Genomic DNA, 20,506 nt, shown 5'->3' with positions numbered 1-20,506 from the left:
GCGCGCGATCCTCTCGCATCGCACTCATACGCTCGGGTCGAACCCTCACATCATGCGACGCAGCGTGTCGTCACGACGGAAATAGTGATGCCACAACGCAGCCAACGCATGCAAGCCGATCACCCAGTAGAAGGCGCTTCCCAGCGTTTCGTGAATCTCCTTGATAGAGCGGCGCGTCTCGTCGTCTTTGCCGATGAACTGCGGCAGTGCAATATCCAGCCCCGGAATCGTGAGCACGTGCCCTGCTGCGTTCAGTGTCAGATAGCCCAGCACCGGCTGCGCGAAGATGAACAGATACAGCAACAGATGCACGAGTGACGACCCCATGCGTACCAGCCATCCCTGACCGGGCAGCGGCCCCGGAGATCCCTTGATCAGACGCCAGAGCAAACGCGGCACGGCGACGACCAGCACGGCGATTCCGGCCCACTCGTGGATCGTCATGCTTAGCGCTCGCGGCGCACTGCCTTTCGGCAAATATCCCTTCGTGATCACGGCGGCATACGCAATCACGATCAGCAGCGCCACCAACCAGTGAAAAAAGATCGCTGGCGGTGCGTAGCGCTGAACGGGAGAAAGCGGTGAGCCGAGTGAGTGGAACTTGATCGCTTTGGCCATCTCGGGGGGACTCCTCTGCTGTTTTAGGCGAGCCCTATTATCGCGCCCGTCTCCCGACGCGAACAGGCTGCAAATCGTCACATTTTGTTACGCAAAAATTCTCCTCGACATTCGGATTCGTCCTTCCCATCGATTCGTCGACTGTGCCGACAATATCTCCCCGGCGCACAGACTCGCTGCGGCGCCACATCGATGAGCCTCCTTGGCCGGCGCACGCCCGGTCGGCCTTTAAAGCCCCGTTCGCGGGGCTTTCTTTTTCTCTCCTTTCGTTTCTTTCGTCCGCATCGTCCACCGTGGCCCGACACACATCGCAGGCGCCATCACCGAGCCGTCTCGCTGCGGAGCAACATTCGCGATGTGCATCGGTGAGATCAGCCTATCGCGACGCCGCGATGAAAGGTTTGTGAACTATCCGAGAGAATGGGTGCACGAATGCAGAAGCGGCAATATCTGCATCGTGGCTAGGACGAATCCGATCCAGAAGATAGGACGACACCTTGAAGTGTTGCGTGAAGCCCTCATAGCACTGGTCACGGCTCGACTTGCAGGCAGATAATGTTCATCAAAATCCAGGAGGACAGATCATGCGAAACATCACTTTCCCCCAAGGCGACACCGTGCCGGTGCTCGGGCAGGGCACGTGGATGATGGGCGAGAAGCCCGAGCGCCGTCGCGACGAGATTGCGGCGTTGCGTCTGGGCGTCTCGCTTGGCATGACACTGGTCGATACCGCCGAGATGTATGGCGAAGGCGCGACGGAAAGCCTCGTTGGCGAAGCGCTCGACGGCTTGCGTGACGAGGTCTTTCTCGTAAGCAAGGTGTATCCGCATAACGCCTCGCAACGTGGCGTGGTCGCGGCGTGTGAGCGAAGCCTCAAGCGTCTGCGCACCGACCGCATCGACCTGTACCTCTTGCATTGGCGCGGCGATGTTCCGCTCGAAGACACGATTGCCGGTTTCGAAACGCTGATCGACGCGGGCAAGATCCGTCAATGGGGCGTGAGCAACTTCGATGTGGACGACATGGACGAGTTGTTCGACGCGCCGGGCGGCACCGCATGTGCGACGGATCAGGTGCTGTTCAATCTTTCGCGACGCGGCCCGGAGTACGATCTGATGCCCTGGCTTGCGACGAACCGACTGCCGATGATGGCCTACTCGCCCATCGAACAAGGGCGCTTGCCGACGAATGGCGTCCTTAGCGAGATTGCTCGCAAGCGCCACGTCGAGCCGCTTCAGATTGCGCTGGCCTGGGTGCTGAGCCGTCCCGGCGTCATCGCCATCCCGAAAGCCGGGTCCGAGGCCCACGTGCGTGCGAACCGTGCCGCGCTCGACATCGAGTTAAGCGACGAAGAACTGAATTTGCTCGATCACCACTTCGAAGCGCCGTCACGCAAACGTCCGCTGGAAATGATCTGATGCCGGCGCTGAGCCCGAATCGGGGAATCGATCGGAGAATGCACGGGAATTTTGAGGGCGCTCGGTCACGCAGGTCCGACGCAGTACACTAGGCGTTTTCGAATTTTCGCAGGACGGCTTCATGAGCGATTCACGTCCCGTCGTCGTTATCGGGGGCGGTTTGGTTGGCGTGTGTACCGCCGCTTATCTTCAGCGCGCAGGGCATGCCGTGACGCTCGTCGACCGGCAGTCGGCGCGGCAGGCGGCCTCGCTGGGCAATGCCGGTTGCATCAACGGTTCGTCCGTTGTGCCTATCGCGATGCCGGGTGTGCTCTGGCAAGTGCCGGGATGGCTGATGCAACCGGATGGCCCGCTGGTGCTTCGCTGGGGCTATCTGCCCCGTATGGTGCCGTGGTTGATGCGCTTTATTGCGGCAAGTCAGCCCGCACGGGTGGCACAACAGGCACGCGCGTTGCGCGCTCTGCTCGGCCCGGCACTCGACGCGTATCAACCGTTGCTTGACGATGCCAACGCCAACGACCTCGTGACCCGTCGCGGGTATCTCATTGCCTATTCCAGTCAGAAGGGCATGGAAGGCGATGAAGGTGGCATGGCCTTGCGGCGTGAGAACGGTGTGCAGATCGAAACGCTGGACGCCGGTGCGCTTCGCGAGTTCGAACCCACGCTCTCGAACGATTTCATCGGCGCGCGTTATATCAGCGAGACGGGGCACACCTCTGACCCGGGCGCGTTGCTGGCGCGTCTGACCGCTCAGGTCGTGGCGCGAGGCGCACGCCTCGTCGATGCGGCTGCGACCGCCGTCGAAACCAACGGCGCACACGCCGTAGCAGTGCATACGGACAAAGGGCGCGAAGCCGCTAGCGCCGTTGTCGTCGCAGCCGGGGCGTGGTCAGCGCCCTTCGTGCGGCAGTTGGGCGACAGCATCGTCTTCGACACCGAGCGCGGCTATCACGTGGAGATTCCAACGCCGCACGAGATGCCATCGCGTCCCGTGATGTGGGCGGAGGGGAAGTTGTTTGCAACGCCGATGAACGGCCGCCTTCGCGGAGCGGGCACGGTCGAGCTGGCAGGGCTGCAAGCGCCGCCAAATTGGCGACGGGCCGATCTGCTGCTGGGTCAGCTTCACAAGATGTTCCCTGGCGCGGTGCAGGGGGTAAAGTCGACGCAATCGGTCGACGGCGCTCGCTGGCAGGGTTTTCGCCCTAGCACGCCGGATTCGTTGCCGGTGCTGGGGGCTGCGTCGAAAGTGCCGAATGCCTTTTACGCCTTCGGACACGGCCACGTGGGGCTCACAGCGGCGGCCTCCACCGGACGCACGATCGCCGGGCTGGTGAGCGGCGAGCGGCCGTCCATCGACCTCTCACCGTTCTCCATCGGACGATTCCGCTAGCGCCCCCCCGCCCCAGTCCCATCCGGCACCGTCTGCGACACAACCTTTGCGCGCGATGAGCGCTTAATCCTTGCAGACGGATGCGACGATGTCGCACGAACGCAGGCGAAGCGCCGGGTCGTAGATGTCGGTCACGAGCATCAGTTCGTCGGCTTGCGTGCGTTCGACGAGATCGGACAGACCGGATTGGATGCGCTCAGGCCCACCGACGACGGCCACGCCGAGGAACGCCTCCACCGAATGCTGTTCCGCCGGATCCCAGCGCTCATCCATATCATTCACGGGCGGCTGCAACTTCAGGCTCTGCCCACGCATCAGCGCCAGGATCTTTTGCTGCGACGACGTCGCGAGGAACTTCGCCTCCTCGTCCGTCGGTGCGGCGATGACCGGTGCGCCGACCATCACGTAAGGCTTATCGAGCACCGCCGACGGGCGGAACATCTCGCGATAGATGCGGATCGCATCGAACAGGAAGCGCGGTGCGAAGTGCGAAGCGAAGGCGTACGGCAGCCCCAGATGCGCCGCGAGCTGCGCCGAGTACAGCGACGACCCCAGCAGCCACACAGGAATGTCGCTGCCTGCGCCCGGCGTGGCGACCAGTCGTTGCCCCGGTTGCGCCGGTGCGAGCAGCGCGCGCAACTCGGCAACTTGTTCCGGGAAATCATCGCCATTGCCGAGACGGTCGCGTCGCAGTGCGCGCATCGTCGCCTGATCGGCACCCGGCGCACGTCCAAGACCCAGGTCGATGCGTCCCGGGTACAGCGCGGCGAGCGTACCGAAGTTCTCGGCGACGACCAGCGGCGGATGATTCGGCAGCATCACGCCGCCTGAGCCAACGCGAATGCGCGACGTCTTGTCCGCAATGTGCCCGATCAGCAACGCGGTGGCGGAACTGGCGATGCCATCCATGTTGTGGTGTTCCGCAAGCCAGAAACGCGTAAAGCCCAGACGTTCGACATGCTGGGCCAGTTCCGTGGACTGCTTCAGGGCTTCAGCCACCGTGCCGCCAGTGCGCACCGGCACCAGATCCAGCATCGAGATGGCTGTTTTCGACAAACTGCTCATGGGGTTCTCCGTTAGCTTGCGCGCGTCGCACCCCGGTTGGTCAATGCCAGATCGTGTCTGATCCACGCACTCCAGGTGACGCGCACTATCGTGCCAAAGTATAGTGACGAAGGGTAAAAATCCCCAGTAGGCACCTTTTAGTTGAATAGTCACCATTTAGTTACCATGAGCAAACCCGAACCCTTCGTCTTCGAGGAAACCTGCGTGCCGCGCCGCGTGCTGGAGCTCTTCAGCGTGAAGTGGACGAGCATGGTGCTCTACGCGTTGCAGTGCGGCACGACACGCACAGGCGAACTCCAGCGCCGTCTGCCGGGCATTTCGAAGAAGATGCTCACGCAAACGCTGCGCGAGCTGGAGCGCGACGGCCTGATTCACCGCGAGGTGTATCCCGTGGTGCCGCCCAAGGTCGAATACTCGCTGACGCCGCTCGGCGAGCTTTTCATCGAGCCGATCGAGATGCTGTACCGCTGGGGCAACCAGCATGCGGACGTACTCGCACAGTTGAGTCTGCGTCGCGGCAAACCGTCGCAAGACCTGGCCGACGGCGGCACCGACGGCGAGGTTGCCCATTTCACGGTTATCTGAGACAGTGGTTATGTTGCAGCGCAAACTGCGTACCTGCTGCAAGCGTACTCTCGTAACGAACCCTGCGGCTGACGCCCACCGGCGCGACGCCGCATCGCCGAGGGATCATGCCACGCTCAGAATCCACCTCGCGGGTGCAGCCGTCGCCCGCCGCCGCAGCCTCGCCCGCCGCGCGATCCGGCCGGACCGCTAGCGCCACACGCGCACCGTCCGGCGCACGCGCCACTGCGCGCGGCGCGCTCCCCGTCGATCTCGCCCTGCAGGGCGGCGGCGCACATGGCGCATTCACCTGGGGCGTGCTGGACCGGCTGCTCGAAGCCATTTCTCACGACACCGACAACGCCCCCTTCCGCATCGAGGGCATTTCCGGCACATCCGCTGGCGCGATGAATGCCGCAGTGCTTGCGACCGGTTACGCCCGCGGCGGCCCGGATGCGGCACGCGGTGCGCTGGAACAGTTCTGGCGGGATGTCGCGCATGCGGGACGCTTCAGCCCGCTGCGTCGCACGCCGCTCGACATCGTGCTCGGACGCTGGTCGCTCGACAACTCGCCGTTCTTCATGTTTTTCGATCTCGCTGCCCGCGTCGTGTCCCCCTACGATCTCGCGCCGCTCGAATTCAACCCGTTACGCCGCCTGCTGGCCGATCACATCGACTTCGACGGCATCTCCAACAGCACCGACGCCAACCCGATCCAGCTCTTCATCACAGCGACCAACGTGCGCACAGGAAGAGGTCGCGTCTTCCGCAACGCCGAGATCACCGCGGACGTCCTGCTCGCTTCAGCCTGCCTGCCGATGCTGTATCGCGCCATCGAGATCGATGGTGAGCCCTACTGGGATGGCGGTTACGCGGGCAATCCGTCGATCACGCCGCTGGTGCGCGAGACCGTGTCGTGCGACACCATCCTTGTGCAGGTCAATCCGGTCGAACGCAACGAGGTACCGCGTTCGGCGCGCGAGATTCTGAACCGCGTCAACGAAGTCTCCTTCAACGCCACGCTACTCAAAGAGTTGCGCATGATTGCCGTGCTGCGTCAGGTCGTGGACGCCGGGAGCGACGAAGGCAAACGCTGGGCGCAAATGCGCATGCACCGGATCGCGAGCGACATGATGACGACGCTCGGCTATTCGTCGAAGCTCTCCGCGGAATGGGACTTCCTCGTGATGTTGCGTGACGAGGGCCGTCGCTGCGCCGACGCCTTCCTGCACGAACACGGCGCCGATCTGGGCAAACGCTCCTCGCTCGATCTCGATCCGCTGCAGGAGACCCTCTGAATGGAGCTTGCAGGCATTCTTATCGGCCTGGCGCTGCTCGTCTGGCTGGCCTATCGCGGCTGGAGCGTACTGCTGCTCGCCCCGGCCGCCGCCATGCTCGCCGCAGCGCTCTCAGGCGAACCCGTCCTCGCGCACTGGACGCAGACGTTCATGCAGAACGCCGCGCGCTTCATCGCGCAATTCTTCCCGCTGTTCCTGCTCGGCGCCTTGTTCGGCAAGTTGATGGAAGACAGCGGGGCCGTGCGCGCCATCGCCGCATTTCTCACGGACAAGCTGGGTTCGCGTCGCGCAATGTTCGCAGTGGTGCTCGGCGGCGCGCTCGTCACGTACGGCGGCGTGAGTCTCTTCGTAGCGTTCTTCGTCCTCGCGCCGATGGCGCACGCGCTATTTCGTGAAGCCAACATTCCTGTGCGGCTGATGCCCGCTGCGATTGCCTTGGGGACGTCGACCTTCACGATGTCCGCGATGCCCGGCACGCCTGCCATCCAGAACGCGATTCCGATGCCCTTCTTCGGCACCACGCCCTTCGCCGCACCGGGGCTGGGGCTGATGGCCTCGGCCATCATGCTCGGCGTGGGCCTCTGGTGGTTGTCGTGGCGCGAGGGACAAGCGCGTCGTGCAGGCCACGGTTATGCGGAAAACGAAGTGTGGGACAAGAAAGCGGACCCGACCGTCGTGCGTGAGCGCGCCAGCGTGGCGCGCGAATTCGATCCGGCGGAAATCGAAGCCGGGCATCGCAACGACGCGCTACCGGGCATCCTGACGGCCGCATTGCCGCTGCTCGTCGTGATCGGCGGCAACTTCGTGATGAACGTGATCGTCTTCCCGCGCCTGAACGCGAGCTTTCTCGCGGAGCCGAGATGGGGCGGCATCACGCTGCAAAGCGTAGCGGGTGTGTGGGGCGTGTGCGTCGCGCTCGCGAGCGCGATCCTCGTGCTCGTGATCCTGCAATGGCGACGCCTGCCCGCGCTGCGCAAGACGATGGACGCCGGTGCAAACGCGTCTGTCCTGCCGATCATGTGTACTGCGAGCCTGGTGGGCTATGGCGGCGTGATTGCCGCGCTGCCCGGCTTCGAGCTGGTCCGCGACTGGGTGCTGTCCATCGACGGCGGCCCACTCGTGTCGCTGGCGCTCTCCGCGAACCTGCTCGCGGCAATCACCGGCTCCGCGTCGGGCGGCCTCACGATTGCGCTGGACGCGCTCGGTCCCGCCTACGTCAGCCTCGCCGCGCAGCACGGCATCGATCCCGCGCTGATGCACCGTGTCGCCGTGATGGCGTCCGGCACACTCGACAGCCTGCCGCACAACGGCGCGGTCGTCACGTTGCTGGCGGTGTGCGGCAGCACGCACCGCGAGAGCTACTTCGACATCGTGATGACGAGCATCGTGAGTGCGCTGATCGCACTCGTGGCGGTCATCGCCGTCGGCTCGCTCGTCGGGACGTTCTGAGCGTTCCGATGCCAACGAAAAAGGGCCGAGGTCACCCTCGGCCCTTTCGGAATTGCTTGGCGACTCACGTCCGCCTTAGCGATCTCAGCGATCCAGCAAACGTCCCAGACGCATCATCGTGACGTTCACCCCAAGGTGACGCATCGACGGCTGCACGATCACGCAGTTGTCGTACGGGGTGACGATCACTTCGTCACCATCGCGGGCGATTTCGGTGCCCGCCTTCTCGATCACTTCCAGTCCCGTGAACGGCTGCGAGAAGCGGAAGTCCATCGAACGCGCCACGACCGGCTGCGTGATTTCCACAAACTTCTGTCGCGCGGGCGTTTGCGTGAGGAACGACGCAACATCGGCCTCGGCCACAACGCCAGCGTGCAACAGGAAGCGGGCTGCGCTGTCGAGCGCCACATCGCGCGCGCTCTTGGCGAAGTGTTGTCCCGTCTCGATGAGCAATGCGTTCTTCGGGCTGGCGGGGTCACCAAAGCCACCGTAGTCGCGCATGCGCGTACCGTTGGCGTGGCCCTTGTCGATGATGACGTGCTCAGGCGTGCCGAGTTCGGCCGCCAGCGCAATCGCCTTTTCCAGCGGACCGGTCATCATCAGCGGGGCCGACGCTTCGTGCATCGAGTGGATGTCGAGCAGCAGATCCACCGTGTCGATGAACGGACGCATCGCACGGGCGCGCGTCAGTTCACGGCTCTGACGTTCGCCGTCGAGCGTCGACGCCGTCCACACACGGTTCATGTCCTCATCGAGAAAGCGCGTGGCATCTGCGTTCTCTGCGCTGAACTGTTCGTACGCACCGATATTACCGAAGCCCAGCGACAGGCGGCCCGACGACGGACGCAGCCCCGAGGCGAGCAGCGCGTCGACGGCGATGGCGCCGCTGACTTCGTTGCCGTGCGTTAGCGCGAGAATCATCACGTGCTTGCCGGGCTTGCCGCTATCGAACGTGTGCAGATAGTCGATGCCGGTATTGCCTTCGCGCCAGCGGGTGATATCGGGGAACGAGACTTCGATGGGGTACGCCGGCAGGGCGGCGCGAATCGCTTCGAGCGTGGTCATGGGTAAAGCTCCGCAAGGGATGCCGCAAAAAAAGAGACGACGTCGCCCAGGGGATTGGCGGACGTCGTCGTTGCGGCTCAAATCAGTACATCGAATATCGGGGCCGGGTTATCGAACGTTAGGCCTTGGTCGCACGCGGCGAGGCGTGCGACTGGCCCGTCAGCCCGGCGATCTTGCCTGCGCGTACGCGGCGGGCCAGCGCCGTGACGGCCGTCACGCTGAGCACTGCCGTTGCCATGACGTAGAAGCTCGGTGCGAGCTTGTTCTGCGTGGCGTCGATCAGCCAGGTCACGATCAGCGGGGCAAAGCCACCGAACAGCGTGACCGAGAAGTTGTACGACAGCGCCAGACCGGTACCACGGGTGCTCGTCGGGAAGATATCCGCCAGCAGGGCGGGCAGCGGAGCGAGACTCACGGCGATCAGCAGACCGACCAGCGCCTGCACCAGCAGCAGCGTCTGGAACGTCGGATAACGGTTGAGCAGCACGAACAGGGGGTATGTCGTCACACCCACGGCGATCAGCGCGTAGAGCATCACGCGAATGCGGCCGAAGCGGTCCGAGAGATGGCCGACGACAGGCGCCGCGATCATGAGCATCACGCCGGTCACAACCGCACCGATGAACGACGACGTCGCCGGAATGTGCAGTTGCTTGACGGCATACGTCGGCATGTACAGCTTGTGGACGTAATTGAACGCGGTGGCTGCGGCCACAACGCCCGCGCCGAGCAGCATGTTGGCGCGATCACGCCCGAAGACTTCGCGCAGCGGCGACTTCTCGCGTTGCTTTTCGCCGAGCTTCTTGAAGTCGGCGGTTTCGTCGATATTGCGACGAATGTACAGACCGACCGGGCCGATCAGCAGACCGACGGCGAAGGCGATACGCCAGCCCCATGCGCTCAGTTGATCAGCCGTCAGCAGCAGGCTCAGCAGTGCGGAGACACCGGCGGCGAGCACCGTTGCGAGACCTTGCGTAGACATTTGCCAACTGGCGAAGAAGCCACGACGCTTGGCGTCGGCATGCTCGACCATGAAGGCCGTGGCAGCGCCGAATTCACCGCCCGTCGAGAAGCCTTGCAGCATACGCGCGACGATGATCATGAGCGGCGAGAAAATGCCGATCTGCGCATACGTCGGCGCGAACGCGATCATGGCGGTGCCGACCATCATGAGGCCGATGGACACCGTCAGCGACGCCTTGCGACCGGCGCGGTCGGCGTAGCTGCCGAGGATGATCGAGCCCAGCGGGCGCGTGACGAACGAAATACCGAACGTGCCCACGGAGAGCAGCAGCGAGGTCGTTGCGTCGTGAGCGGGGAAGAACAACTGGCCGATCACGATGGCGAAGTAGCCATAGATCAGCAGATCGTAGAACTCCAGTGCGTTGCCGATACTCGCCGCGCAGATCTCGCGCCACGGGTTGTGGGGTTTGGTGTTGCCGGTCATTCCTGCTCCTCGGGATCGCTGGCGTTGGAAGTCGATGTTTGGACGCCCCAGCGAACGCCCGTTGCATATCGTGCAACGAGGTCAAGCCGGGGCCATCTGCCAGTCTCAGGAAGCGGAGTGTAGGTGGCGAAAAATACAAGTCCGTGCCGATTCGGCACGCAAAGGTGCTAATTGAGGGCGAGGCCCGCCGGTTCAGATCTTCGTCAGCTCGCGCGGATCTATGAATATGAAGCGCTTTCCGTTGGCATCGCAACGTAAATGCCCAGCGGTTGGGAAAGGGAAATGTGCAGGAATGACTAACGTGGATCGATTCACGTTTTGTTCAACGAAGGCGATGCGTGTTTCAGCGGATTTTGCGGGATCGTCGCAAAAGCGCGTACTCAATGCGGGGTGGCGACATTGCAAGGGCGAGTGAAACATATCGCCACTGAGGATAGCGCGGTCGTCGCCACTTTCGATGACGACACAAACGTGACCGGGTGAGTGCCCCGGCGTGGGTGTCAGTCGGACTTCGCTGGTGATCCGATGGTCTCCCGATACGATATCCGCAAGGCCCGCCTCGAGTATCGGCGCGATGCTGTCGTCCATATAGTTGCCGGTTCGCGCGATACCTGCTGCGCCGCCGTCGCCTTGCCAGAAATCGAGCTCGGCGTCGACAAAGAGATAGCGCGCATTTGGAAAGCTCGGTTGCCAGCGCCCCTCGACCCTACGCGTATTGCCTCCCACGTGATCGACATGAAAATGGGTAGAGACCACGAAGTCGACCTGTTCCGGCGGCGTGCCGCTGTCCGCCAGCCGCTTCAACCAGCCTTGCGTGGCGTGATCGAAAGCTTCGCGCACACGCGATTTGCAGTCTCCGACACAGGTATCGACGATGATGGTCTTCTCTTCGCTGCGCACGACAAACCCCTGGATCGCCACCACGAGCTTGTCGGTCGACTTGTCGAACCACGCATCGGTGTCCCCGGTGCGGATGTCGGCAAGCATCTCTTCGGTCGCATCCGGGAATATCTCACCCAGCGCGAGCAGCGGAGCGCAAGACTCCACAACGACGGTAATCACCACTTTCCCGACCTTCAGTTCGAAGGCCATCGGCTGCACCGTGTTGTCGGAAATTTCGTGTGCCATGCTCGTGTGTCACATATTGATGGCCCGAATGTCGTGGGCACTCAGTTTGTCGGGAGATCGCGAGACGTTGTTCGGCCCGCCTGCGCGAGCCGATACATCCGATCGTGCGCGCGTCAGAACCGGTGGCGAATCCCCGCAACGAGCGCGGTCTGCTCCTTGTTGCTCGACGGCGCAGAAGCGAGGAACAGCACTGCGGTGGCCAGCGACCCCGTCGCCTTCACATAGTTGACGTAGGCGTAGACATCGGTCCGTTTGGAAAGAAAGTAGTCGATGCTCAACTGCCCCTGGTTCCAGTGCGACGTCGCGTCAATGCCGCCGTAACGCCCCATCGAGTAGACGTACGCGGCCGACAGTGCAAGCGCCGGGGTGACGTTATATACGGCGGTGAGATCGAAATTGTTCAGATGCAGACTGGTGCCGTCCAGATACGAGTACCTGACATCGGACACGATGCCACCCAATCGAGTGTTACCAAACGCATACTCGGCGCCCCCCGCGATAACGCGTTGCCGCTCAACGCCGACACTGGAATTCACCGGGCTCGTATGGAACAACTGAAACGCGCCGCCCGAATAGTCGTCGCTCACGGCGCCCGACGGGTTTGCCGTGCCCGGGTGATCGATGTTCAGGTAGGTCAGGGCATACCGTTGCCCGCCCCGGGTGTAATTGATGCCCGCGCTGAAGGCACGGTTCTGCTGAAATGCACCGGCCTTATTGCTGAACGCGTATAGCGTTTCGAACTCCAGTCCGTTCCATTCCGGACTTTTATACTTCACGGAATTGCTATAGCGGAAGTTGCCTTCGATGTTGTCGTTGCTGCCAATGCTCGTCGCCAGCCCCGGCCCCATGGCCTGAGGTTCGATACGATCCAGGTAGTCCCACAGCACGTCGTATTGCCGACCGACGGTGAGCGTGCCGTACATCCTGCTCGACATTCCCACAAAGGCCTGACGCCCGAACATCCGCCCGCCCTGGCCAAACTTCCCCTGATTGATGTCGAAACCGTTTTCCAGTGTCGCAATGGTCGCCCACCCGCCACCGATGTCCTCATTGATACGAAACCCCAGTCGATTGTTCTGATTCGCCCCACTCACTAATTGAACAGTCGAGCTTCCCGATTGATTACTGAAGTAGCCAACGCCGTCTGAGATGATGCCGTAAATAGTGAGCGAACTCTGCGCCATTGCAGGCGCCGAAACACACATGATGATCGCGAGACATCCAAACCGGAGTTTCATAATGAACACCCGTATCGTTATCGATTTGCGGAACGAGAATTCGCCATAATCTGGCGGTCTGATTTTTTTATTTATATAAGTACTACTAATTACCTGCCGAAAGCGTATCTCATCCTTCGGCAGGCATTGACGCGTTAGATCGGCTTTCCTTCGCTTGACGACCAGTTGCGCATCAACGTGTTGCTCGGCAAGCGCTCGTCGATGAGCTTGCGCGACGCTTCGATACCCACGACGGGCAAGCCGGTGGGGTCCAGAAGGCCGATCTGCACCAGAACGGTAGCCTGGTCCCAGTAGATGTGTTCGTTGTACAGCTTGTCGCCCCGAAAGCAGATCACCGCGAGCATGGCCACTTCGATGTATTTTCCGGTGGGCTCGATCCCCGGAAGCATCCAGTCGATCTCACGGTCGTGCGTTGCGCAGAAGATGAACTCATCGACGACACGATCGGCGCCGATCGTTCGCGATATCGGGATGAATCGCGTGTCGGCCGGATTCGCATGCACGAAGTGATACTTGTAGAAGCGCTTGAGCTCGTCGTGCCCCACACCGCCAGTCATCGTCGGGATGTGATTGACGTAGGGAGCTTCGATCATGGTAGGCATGATCGCGTCAACGTCGCGTGAATCGAACTCGTGATAGCAATGCAGCTCCCAGAGGGTGTTCAGGTCATATACCGGACCGAGGACCTTGCGAAGCATCGCGATCGTGCGCGAGTAAGCCATGATCGACGCGGGTTTGTTGTAGTGCTCACGCTCGGGCGTTGCGAAGGCGTGATCGCAACCCGCATACACGTAATGCTCGATTAGCGGATTTTCCGACAGCGCGGCGATGACCGTGTCGCGCACGGAGGGCGGCGACAATGCGTCGTTCTCGGCGAAGTGGAAGGCCATCGGACAACGGATCTGCGGCACTTCGTTCAGGAAAGCTTCGAGGCCAACGCCGTAATAGCTGACAGCACAATCGATGTCCGTTGCCGCAGCGGCCAACATGGCCAGTTTCCCGCCAAGACAATAACCGACGGCACCGACCTTCCCGATCTGCTGAGGCAGCGCCCGCAGCGCTTTGATGGTCGCGCCCACGTCTTCGACGGCTTTTCCCAAATCGAGCGCTTCGTTCAATTCAAGCGCACGCGCAAAGTCCGCTTCGCCATATCCAAGTACCGTGCCCGGGGCCATGCGCCAGAACAAATCCGGGACCACCACGACGTAACCTTCTTCGGCGAAACGGTCGGCCGTCTCCTTCATGAATCCGTTGATGCCGAAGATTTCCTGCAACAGGATCAACCCAGGACCTTTGCCCTGCTTCGGGGTGGCCAGGTAGGCCGAAAACGACTTCCCGTCCTCGGCCGCGATTTCGATCGTTTGTCCAGTCATGACTTTCTCCTTTCCATGCGTAAATTCGATTCGGATGACACGGGCGACAGGTCAACCGTTTGCGGCCAGTCGCCGCAGCACTGCGCTTCGGTCTGTCGCTAATCCGGAGGCGATCTGTTTGGCCATTTCGCCGACATAGACGTCGTCGGTGCCATCGCCGAGCGCGGCCAGTGTGGCGAGCACGACTTCGGAAGGCGCAAGTTTGGGCGTGTCGCCAAGGTCGCGGGACATATCGGTATCGATCGCCCCTGGCATCACGGCGAGCACGCGCACGCCGTGGGCGACAAGTTCTGCGCGTATGCCTTCGGTCATGCGCAGCGCGGCGGCCTTGGATGCACTCAACGATGTCATCGCGGGCAATGTCGCGCGCGCCAAAATCGACAGCACGTTGACCAGCGCGCCACCATTGCGCTTGAGCGCGGGGGCGAAGGCCAACGTCATGTTCAACGTGCCGAAGTAATTCACCTCCATCTCTGCTCGCGCGGCGTCCAGATGCCGGTCCGAGAAAGGTGGCACGATCCGGTTGACGCCCGCGTTGTTGACGAGCAAGTCGACGTCCCCCGCGAGCGCCGCGGCAAGCGCAATGTCTCCGGCGTCGGTGACGTCCAGTTTTACGGGAATGACGCGGCTGTCGTTCGTGGGGACTAACGCGACGTCACGAACGCCGGCGTAGACCTTCTGCGCGCCTTGCGCCAGAAGCGTTCGTACAAAACACGCACCCACGCCGCGATTGGCGCCGGAGACAAAGGCGATGGATCCCTCGACTTGCATTTTCATTTCCTCATCGGTTCGGAATCAGAGGGGGGACGCCACGATGGCACCGGCGGAATCGATCGTCAGACGGACAACGTCGCCCGCATGAAGCGCAGCTTCCGACCGAGCGATAACGACGGGCCCGGCTGCGCTGACGACACTCGCAAGATGAAGAGGTGCGGCGTTGGGCTGGCCCACCCGCTGGTGCACAACGGTGGCCTCCGTCACAGTCCCTTGCGCGAACGACACGCCCCGCCAGTCGGCGCCGCCGCAGCGCGGGCACAGATAGCGCGCGGGGAAAAGCGTGTGATCGCACGCATTGCATTGAAAGACCGACAACGTCATGACGTTTCTCCTGTGACACTTTCGAGTACCACGGCATTGCCGCACATGCCGTAGCGGTACTCGACCATGCCGTAACCGCTGACGAGGGCAAGACGCGCGCGGTCGACCTGCCGTCCACCAGCGCCATGCTGCAACTGCGTCACCGCCTCGACGAGTCCATGCATTCCACCGGCAGCGCCTGCCTGCCCTGCCGACAATTGACCGCCTGAGGTATTGACGTTCAGCTCACGCGAGGCAATGCGCGCAAGCAGGGCGCGTATGTCGCCATCCGGCGCGAACCCGAGGTCGGCAAGCTGGATCAGCGCCATGACCGGGTAGTCGTCATAAACGGAAATGACGTTCATATCGTGCGGCGCCACACCAGCCTGCTTCCAGAGCGTCGGGGCCACGGCGGCGAGCGGTGTGGTCAACCCATCCCCGGCCTGATGATCCGTATTGAAAAGGCTCTGGACTGCGCGAATGCGCACGTTGCGCGTACGGCGGACCAGGTCGGCGCGCGCAACGATAATGGCGTTGGCACCGCAAACCACCGGCACACAGTCAAGACGTCTCAGTGGGTCGGCGACCATCGGCGCTTCCAGATATTCCGCGAGCGTCATTGGGCTTCGATACACGGCGTTAGGGTTTTGCGCCGCCCATGCCCGTTGAGCGACGCACAGTGCGCCGTAGTCATGCGGGGTCAAATCGAAGCGCCGGGCATGGCGTTGCGTGAGCATTGCAAAGACAGCATTGGGTCCGCCTGTTTCCAGCGGTCTGAGCCATTGACGCGTCGTCAGGTTGTAGTGATCGACCAATTGCTTGAAGTCGGTCGCTTCGAAACGATCTCCGGAGAGCAGCGCAACGACGTTGGCGTCGCCACACTGAATCGCTCGCACCGCGTGCTGGAGCATGTTGATGGCGCTCGCGCCCCCGTGGCAGTCGTCCATGCACCAGCGCGGACTCAGCCCGAGCCGCCACGCCATGTCGACGGCGTGGTCCGGCGCGAGGGTAAATGAGGCGACACCCAGACCGTCGATGTCTTTGCTGCTGAAGCCCGACTCGGCCAATGCCCGCGAGAATGCATCGGCGAGCAAATCACCGGTGTTACCTTCCGTCGCGCGCCGCTGATAGGGAACCTCGACGCCGGCCGTGATGAGTGCGCCGCTAAAGTCGCCGTACGTCATCTCAATGCCCCTGTCGTTGGGTTCGACGCGTGGTTTCCCGGGTGAACAGCAGGGAAACGACCGTGACGGCACCGAGGAACATCATCAGCAGCGCGATGGGCCAGGAGGCGTGGTAATGCGCCAGCAGAGCGGTCGCGATCAACGGTGACAGGCCACCGGCAAACACCGACGCGACTTCATGCCCGAGCGCCATACCCGAATAGCGCACTTCGGTGCTGAAGAGCTCGCCCATCAGGCTGGGCTGGGTGCCGATCATTGCACCGTGGCAAAGCGCGTTGCCCATCATGAAAGCCAGCCAGATCCACGCGGGGGTGTGCGTATCGAGCATCCAGAAGAACGGGAAGGCCATTAGTACGAAGCCCATCGCGCCGATCATATAGACCGGTTTGCGTCCCCAGCGATCGGACAAGCGGCCCCATAGCGGGATCGTGAAGAGTTCGGCGATCATCGACACGATCAGGCCACCCAACATGATCTGGTTGGGGACACCGATGAATTTTCCATAGACCAGCGCGAACGCCACGACGATGTATGAACCACCGTTCTCGGCCACGCGCAATCCCATGGCCATCAGAATTTCCCTGGGGTGCTTGCGAATGACGTCGAGCAACGGCGCATGCACGGTTTTACCGGCCGCTTCCGCCTTCGAAAATTCCGCGCTTTCCGGCAGGCGCGACCGAATGTACACACCGACACCGAAGATGACGATGGACAGCAGGAACGGAATGCGCCAGCCCCAGCTCAGGAATGCGTCCTTCGGCAACATCTGCACGGCGTAGAACACAGCGGCCGAGAGCACGAAGCCACCGCCCACACCGATTTGGCTCCACGACGCGTAGTAGCCACGTTTCTCGGCAGGCGCAGACTCGCTGATCATCAGAACGCCACCGCCCCATTCACCGCCAGCCGCGATGCCTTGCAGAATGCGCAGTACGATCAGCAACACTGGCGACCAAAAGCCCGCCTGCGCGTAGGTGGGGAGCAGGCCGATCAGGAAAGTCGCGCCGCCCATGATCGAGAGGGTCCAGACAAGCGCGCCTTTGCGCCCGAACTTGTCGCCGATGTGGCCGAAGAGAATGCCGCCGAAAGGGCGCGCGGCAAAACCGATGGCGAAGCCCGCGAAAGCCGCCAGGGTGCCGAGAAGCGGGTCGGTTCCGGTCGGAAAGAACAGCTCCCCAAAGACCAGCGCCGCCGCCGTGCTGTAAAGAAAGAAGTCGTACCACTCTAACGCGTTGCCTATCACCGACGCGAACACAATGCGTCGAAGCGACCGTTCATCGACGTTAGCCACCGTCCCGCCTGAATTCGGGCCGCTATACGTTTGCGTGCTTGCCATCTGAAGCTCCTGGTGGTGCACCTTTCGATGCACGCATGTGGGGACATTACGATTGCCCCGGGCACACCCTATCGTTTGTCGACGTGAGTGCACGGTGACGCCGGGCGGGAAACCTCGGGCATCAAGAACGTTTGAGGCGGTATCCCGACAAGTCGAGATCCCATGTCGATGCGCTCACGCCGCATTCGCGCAGCTTGAATTTCTGAATCTTTCCGTTTTCGGTCTTTGGCAAGTCCGATACGATGTCTAGATAGCGAGGCACCGCGAAGTAAGGCAGTCTCGGTTCGCAGTAACGAATCAACTCAAGAGGATCGATGGTGTGGCCTGCGCATGGCACAACCGCAGCCATCACCTCGTCTTCTGCGAGCGCCGACTTCACCGCAAATACGGCCGCAGTTTCAATGCTCGGATGACTGAGAAGCACCTGCTCGACTTCGTACGAGGAGACGTTTTCGCCACGGCGCCGAATGGCATCTTTGAGTCGGTCGACAAAGCGGAAATAGCCGTCTTCGCTTCGGATGACGCGATCACCGGTGTGAAACCAGAGATTGCGCCACGCTTCGACAGTCTTGTCAGGCATGCCGTGGTAGCCGCTCGCAAAGGCAAACGGTTCGTTCGCGCGCAAGAGCAATTCCCCGGGTTCGCCATCGGGCACAGGCATGTCGTTCGCATCGACCACGCGTGCTTCGAAGCCCGCAGCGAGTCGGCCCATGAATCCCGCACGCTGGGCGCTCACATCGCCGCCGATCACGCTGTTCGTCTCGGTCGAGCCGAACCCATCAATCAACGTGATGCCGCTGCGCTCGGTGAACGCCTGGTGAAAGTTGCTGGGAACCCCCGGCGCCAACGCGATACGCACGTTGTGCTTGCGCTCGTTAGGGGACACGGGCCGTCCGAGCAGGATGGGCACCATCGCCCCCAAAACGTAAGTGACGGTCGCCCCGGTGTCGACCAATGCGTCGAAGAATCCGCTGGCAGAAAAACGGCGGTCGACGACCTGCATGGCATCGAGAATGAGAGCCTGGAAGAAGGTGTTAAGCGCGTTGGTATGAAACAGCGGCAGGCTGGTGTAGAGAACGTCGCCCTTACCGATGCCGAGATCGCCCCCGGTGTTACGTCCCCACCAATAGAACTGCGCGTGAGGACAGACGACCCCCTTTGAAACGCCGGACGTGCCCGACGTGTACAGAATGGCGAACGGATCACCGTCCGCGAGGTGCGCTGCGGCGACCGCGTCGCCCAGCGGCGGCAAAGGCATGGTGGGCCACGCAGGCGCCAATGAGCCCGGTACCGGATCGTCGATCAGCCAGACCTTCTCCAGACTCAAGTCGTCCGCTTCAAGCGCGTTGACCGAATCCGCCAGTGCAGCTTCGGCGATGAGAAGTCGCGCGCCGCTATTGCGAAGGATGTGCGCGAGCTGGAATCCGCGTGATGCCGTGTTGATCGGGACCACAACGGCGCCGAGCCATCCGCAGCCGAGCACCATTTCGATGAACTCGACGCGATTTCCGCACAGCAGCGCAACGTGATCGCCACGCTTGATGCCATGCGCCGCGAGCGTGCCTGCACGACGCGCTGCGATCAGCGTGGCATCGGCGCCGGTCAATACCGTATTGCGGTCGGAAAATAGCGGCGCGCCCGGGTTTCTCGCAGCGCGAGCGCTGAGTAGCGCGGGAAGTGTACGTTGCGCTCCCGGTGTCTGCGTTGCCGCTTCAGTTTGCGCCACGATTGTTTCGATGCACCCCATGTCTTGATACCCCTTCGATGAATGTCATGAAGTCTAGAAATGGGTAACATATCCGTCAAATGCATCGTAAATATCATCATCATAAGTGCCATGGATATCAAAGACGTCGACTTGAACTTGCTTCGGGTTTTTCACGCGGTGCTTGAAGAGCGCAACATCACGCGAGCGGGCGAGCGCATCGGTTTGTCGCAACCCGCGACCAGCTATGCGCTATCGCGCTTACGTTCACTTTTCGACGACCCGCTATTCGTTCGCACCAGCGATGGGATGTTGCCGACGCCGACCGCTGAGCGTTTGGCGTTACCGTTGGGCCGTGCGATGGCCTCCATTCAGGAAGTGCTCAATCACGACAAGGTGTTCGATGCGAAGACAAGCACGCGAATGTTCAGGCTTTCGATGAGCGATATCGGCGTTCAGGTTTTCTTGCCGCGACTGTGCGAGGCGCTTCAGCACGTTGCACCGCGCGTGCGGCTATCCGTAGAGCTCGTGGATGCGAGCGCGGTGGAGGAGCGGCTAAGGTTGGGGCAACTGGATTTTGCGATTGGAAATCTGCCCATGCTCAGGGGCATGACAAATCACGTCGTGATGTTCCGCGAGACGTACGCCTGCATGACACGCAAGCGGCCGGGATTGCCCGCGCGCGTGCTGTCGCGAGAACAGTTTCTTGCGATGTCGCACATCGCAGTGACGTCGACGGACTCAAGTCATTTTCTGATCGAGGAGACGCTCAACGGTGGAGGCTTGCAGCGAAGGCTGGCGATCAGCGTGCCGCACTTTACGATCGTGCCGGAGATCCTCGAGCGGACAGATTGGGTTGCCACCTTACCGAAGGGGGTCGCGCAAATCCTGAATGCCTCTGGGAAGTTTGCGATTTATCCGTTGCCGATCGAGGCACCCGAAGCGGAGTCGACGGTCCACTGGCATCAGGCATTCGACGCGGACGAGGGAATAAAGTGGTTCCGTCAGTTCGTGGTGTCCGTGGTGGATGCTATCGGGATCGACCATGGAGGCAGAGGTGCTACGAGGAATGCGTTGCGCCCCGATTTGAAAACCCGACGCTCCTGAGTTTCAGCGCAGCACAACGGACGGCCCAATGACGTCGAACATGG

General features: G+C 61.9%; 18 protein-coding genes. 6 read left to right on the top strand and 12 right to left on the bottom strand.

The window, feature by feature from the left end:
- Positions 1-45 precede the first annotated feature (45 nt).
- Complete coding sequence (locus NA29_RS03655) at positions 46-618, bottom strand: cytochrome b (protein ID WP_039395867.1); 573 nt, start codon at positions 616-618, stop codon at positions 46-48.
- Between the two features lie 584 nt (positions 619-1,202).
- On the opposite strand from NA29_RS03655, the gene NA29_RS03650 reads away from it, so the two are divergent.
- Positions 1,203-2,036, top strand: coding sequence for an aldo/keto reductase (locus tag NA29_RS03650; protein WP_039395865.1), 834 nt, complete (start codon positions 1,203-1,205; stop codon positions 2,034-2,036).
- A 121-nt stretch (positions 2,037-2,157) separates the two neighbouring features.
- A complete protein-coding gene (locus NA29_RS03645) occupies positions 2,158-3,426 on the top strand; it encodes an NAD(P)/FAD-dependent oxidoreductase (RefSeq protein WP_039395863.1) in 1,269 nt (422 codons plus the stop codon).
- Positions 3,427-3,489: 63 nt separating this feature from the next.
- On the opposite strand, the gene NA29_RS03640 is transcribed toward NA29_RS03645, so the two are convergent.
- Complete coding sequence (locus NA29_RS03640) at positions 3,490-4,491, bottom strand: LLM class flavin-dependent oxidoreductase (RefSeq protein ID WP_039395861.1); 1,002 nt, start codon at positions 4,489-4,491, stop codon at positions 3,490-3,492.
- 165 nt (positions 4,492-4,656) lie between these two features.
- Between NA29_RS03640 and NA29_RS03635 the strand changes: the two genes are divergently transcribed.
- The 3 genes from NA29_RS03635 (at position 4,657) to NA29_RS26065 (ending at position 7,802) form a co-directional block, all read left to right on the top strand.
- Complete coding sequence (locus NA29_RS03635; RefSeq protein ID WP_039395859.1) at positions 4,657-5,076, top strand: winged helix-turn-helix transcriptional regulator; 420 nt, start codon at positions 4,657-4,659, stop codon at positions 5,074-5,076.
- Between the two features lie 257 nt (positions 5,077-5,333).
- Positions 5,334-6,353, top strand: a complete 1,020-nt coding sequence (locus tag NA29_RS26070; RefSeq protein WP_052253180.1) for a patatin-like phospholipase family protein — start codon at positions 5,334-5,336, stop codon at positions 6,351-6,353.
- Positions 6,354-7,802 (top strand): GntP family permease, encoded by a 1,449-nt coding sequence (locus NA29_RS26065; RefSeq protein WP_039395855.1) that lies wholly within the window; start codon positions 6,354-6,356, stop codon positions 7,800-7,802. It begins immediately after the preceding gene.
- An 84-nt stretch (positions 7,803-7,886) separates the two neighbouring features.
- Here NA29_RS26065 and NA29_RS03620 read toward each other — a convergent pair whose 3' ends face one another.
- The 10 genes from NA29_RS03620 to NA29_RS03575 all read right to left on the bottom strand — a co-directional run bounded on the left by NA29_RS03620 (position 7,887) and on the right by NA29_RS03575 (position 19,397).
- Positions 7,887-8,867 (bottom strand): M14 family metallopeptidase, encoded by a 981-nt coding sequence (locus NA29_RS03620; protein ID WP_039395853.1) that lies wholly within the window; start codon positions 8,865-8,867, stop codon positions 7,887-7,889.
- A gap of 118 nt (positions 8,868-8,985) precedes the next feature.
- Positions 8,986-10,314, bottom strand: coding sequence for an MFS transporter (locus NA29_RS03615; RefSeq protein WP_039395851.1), 1,329 nt, complete (start codon positions 10,312-10,314; stop codon positions 8,986-8,988).
- 192 nt (positions 10,315-10,506) lie between these two features.
- Positions 10,507-11,442 (bottom strand): MBL fold metallo-hydrolase, encoded by a 936-nt coding sequence (locus NA29_RS03610; RefSeq protein WP_039395849.1) that lies wholly within the window; start codon positions 11,440-11,442, stop codon positions 10,507-10,509.
- A 113-nt stretch (positions 11,443-11,555) separates the two neighbouring features.
- Positions 11,556-12,626 (bottom strand): porin, encoded by a 1,071-nt coding sequence (locus NA29_RS03605; protein WP_231965130.1) that lies wholly within the window; start codon positions 12,624-12,626, stop codon positions 11,556-11,558.
- A gap of 188 nt (positions 12,627-12,814) precedes the next feature.
- A complete protein-coding gene (locus NA29_RS03600; RefSeq protein ID WP_039395846.1) occupies positions 12,815-14,053 on the bottom strand; it encodes a dienelactone hydrolase family protein in 1,239 nt (412 codons plus the stop codon).
- Positions 14,054-14,104: 51 nt separating this feature from the next.
- Positions 14,105-14,824 carry an SDR family NAD(P)-dependent oxidoreductase gene (locus NA29_RS03595; RefSeq protein ID WP_039395843.1) on the bottom strand — a complete coding sequence of 240 codons (720 nt, stop codon included), beginning with the start codon at positions 14,822-14,824 and terminating at the stop codon, positions 14,105-14,107.
- Between the two features lie 24 nt (positions 14,825-14,848).
- Positions 14,849-15,151 carry a Zn-ribbon domain-containing OB-fold protein gene (locus NA29_RS03590; protein WP_039395841.1) on the bottom strand — a complete coding sequence of 101 codons (303 nt, stop codon included), beginning with the start codon at positions 15,149-15,151 and terminating at the stop codon, positions 14,849-14,851.
- A complete protein-coding gene (locus NA29_RS03585; protein ID WP_039395838.1) occupies positions 15,148-16,314 on the bottom strand; it encodes a thiolase family protein in 1,167 nt (388 codons plus the stop codon). The genes NA29_RS03590 and NA29_RS03585 overlap by 4 nt, the downstream gene beginning before the upstream one ends.
- A gap of 1 nt (position 16,315) precedes the next feature.
- Positions 16,316-17,650, bottom strand: coding sequence for an MFS transporter (locus tag NA29_RS03580; RefSeq protein WP_039395835.1), 1,335 nt, complete (start codon positions 17,648-17,650; stop codon positions 16,316-16,318).
- Between the two features lie 121 nt (positions 17,651-17,771).
- Positions 17,772-19,397 carry an ATP-dependent acyl-CoA ligase gene (locus NA29_RS03575; protein WP_039395832.1) on the bottom strand — a complete coding sequence of 542 codons (1,626 nt, stop codon included), beginning with the start codon at positions 19,395-19,397 and terminating at the stop codon, positions 17,772-17,774.
- Positions 19,398-19,487: 90 nt separating this feature from the next.
- On the opposite strand from NA29_RS03575, the gene NA29_RS03570 reads away from it, so the two are divergent.
- Entirely contained in the window at positions 19,488-20,462 is a 975-nt protein-coding gene (locus NA29_RS03570) for a LysR family transcriptional regulator (RefSeq protein ID WP_084104141.1), read from the top strand.
- Positions 20,463-20,506 lie beyond the last annotated feature (44 nt).

Source organism: Pandoraea sputorum (assembly GCF_000814845.2).
GTDB classification, from domain to species: Bacteria; Pseudomonadota; Gammaproteobacteria; order Burkholderiales; family Burkholderiaceae; genus Pandoraea; species Pandoraea sputorum.
Note: the sequence above shows the minus strand (reverse complement) of the source record. Positions and strands in the feature narration are given on the sequence as shown.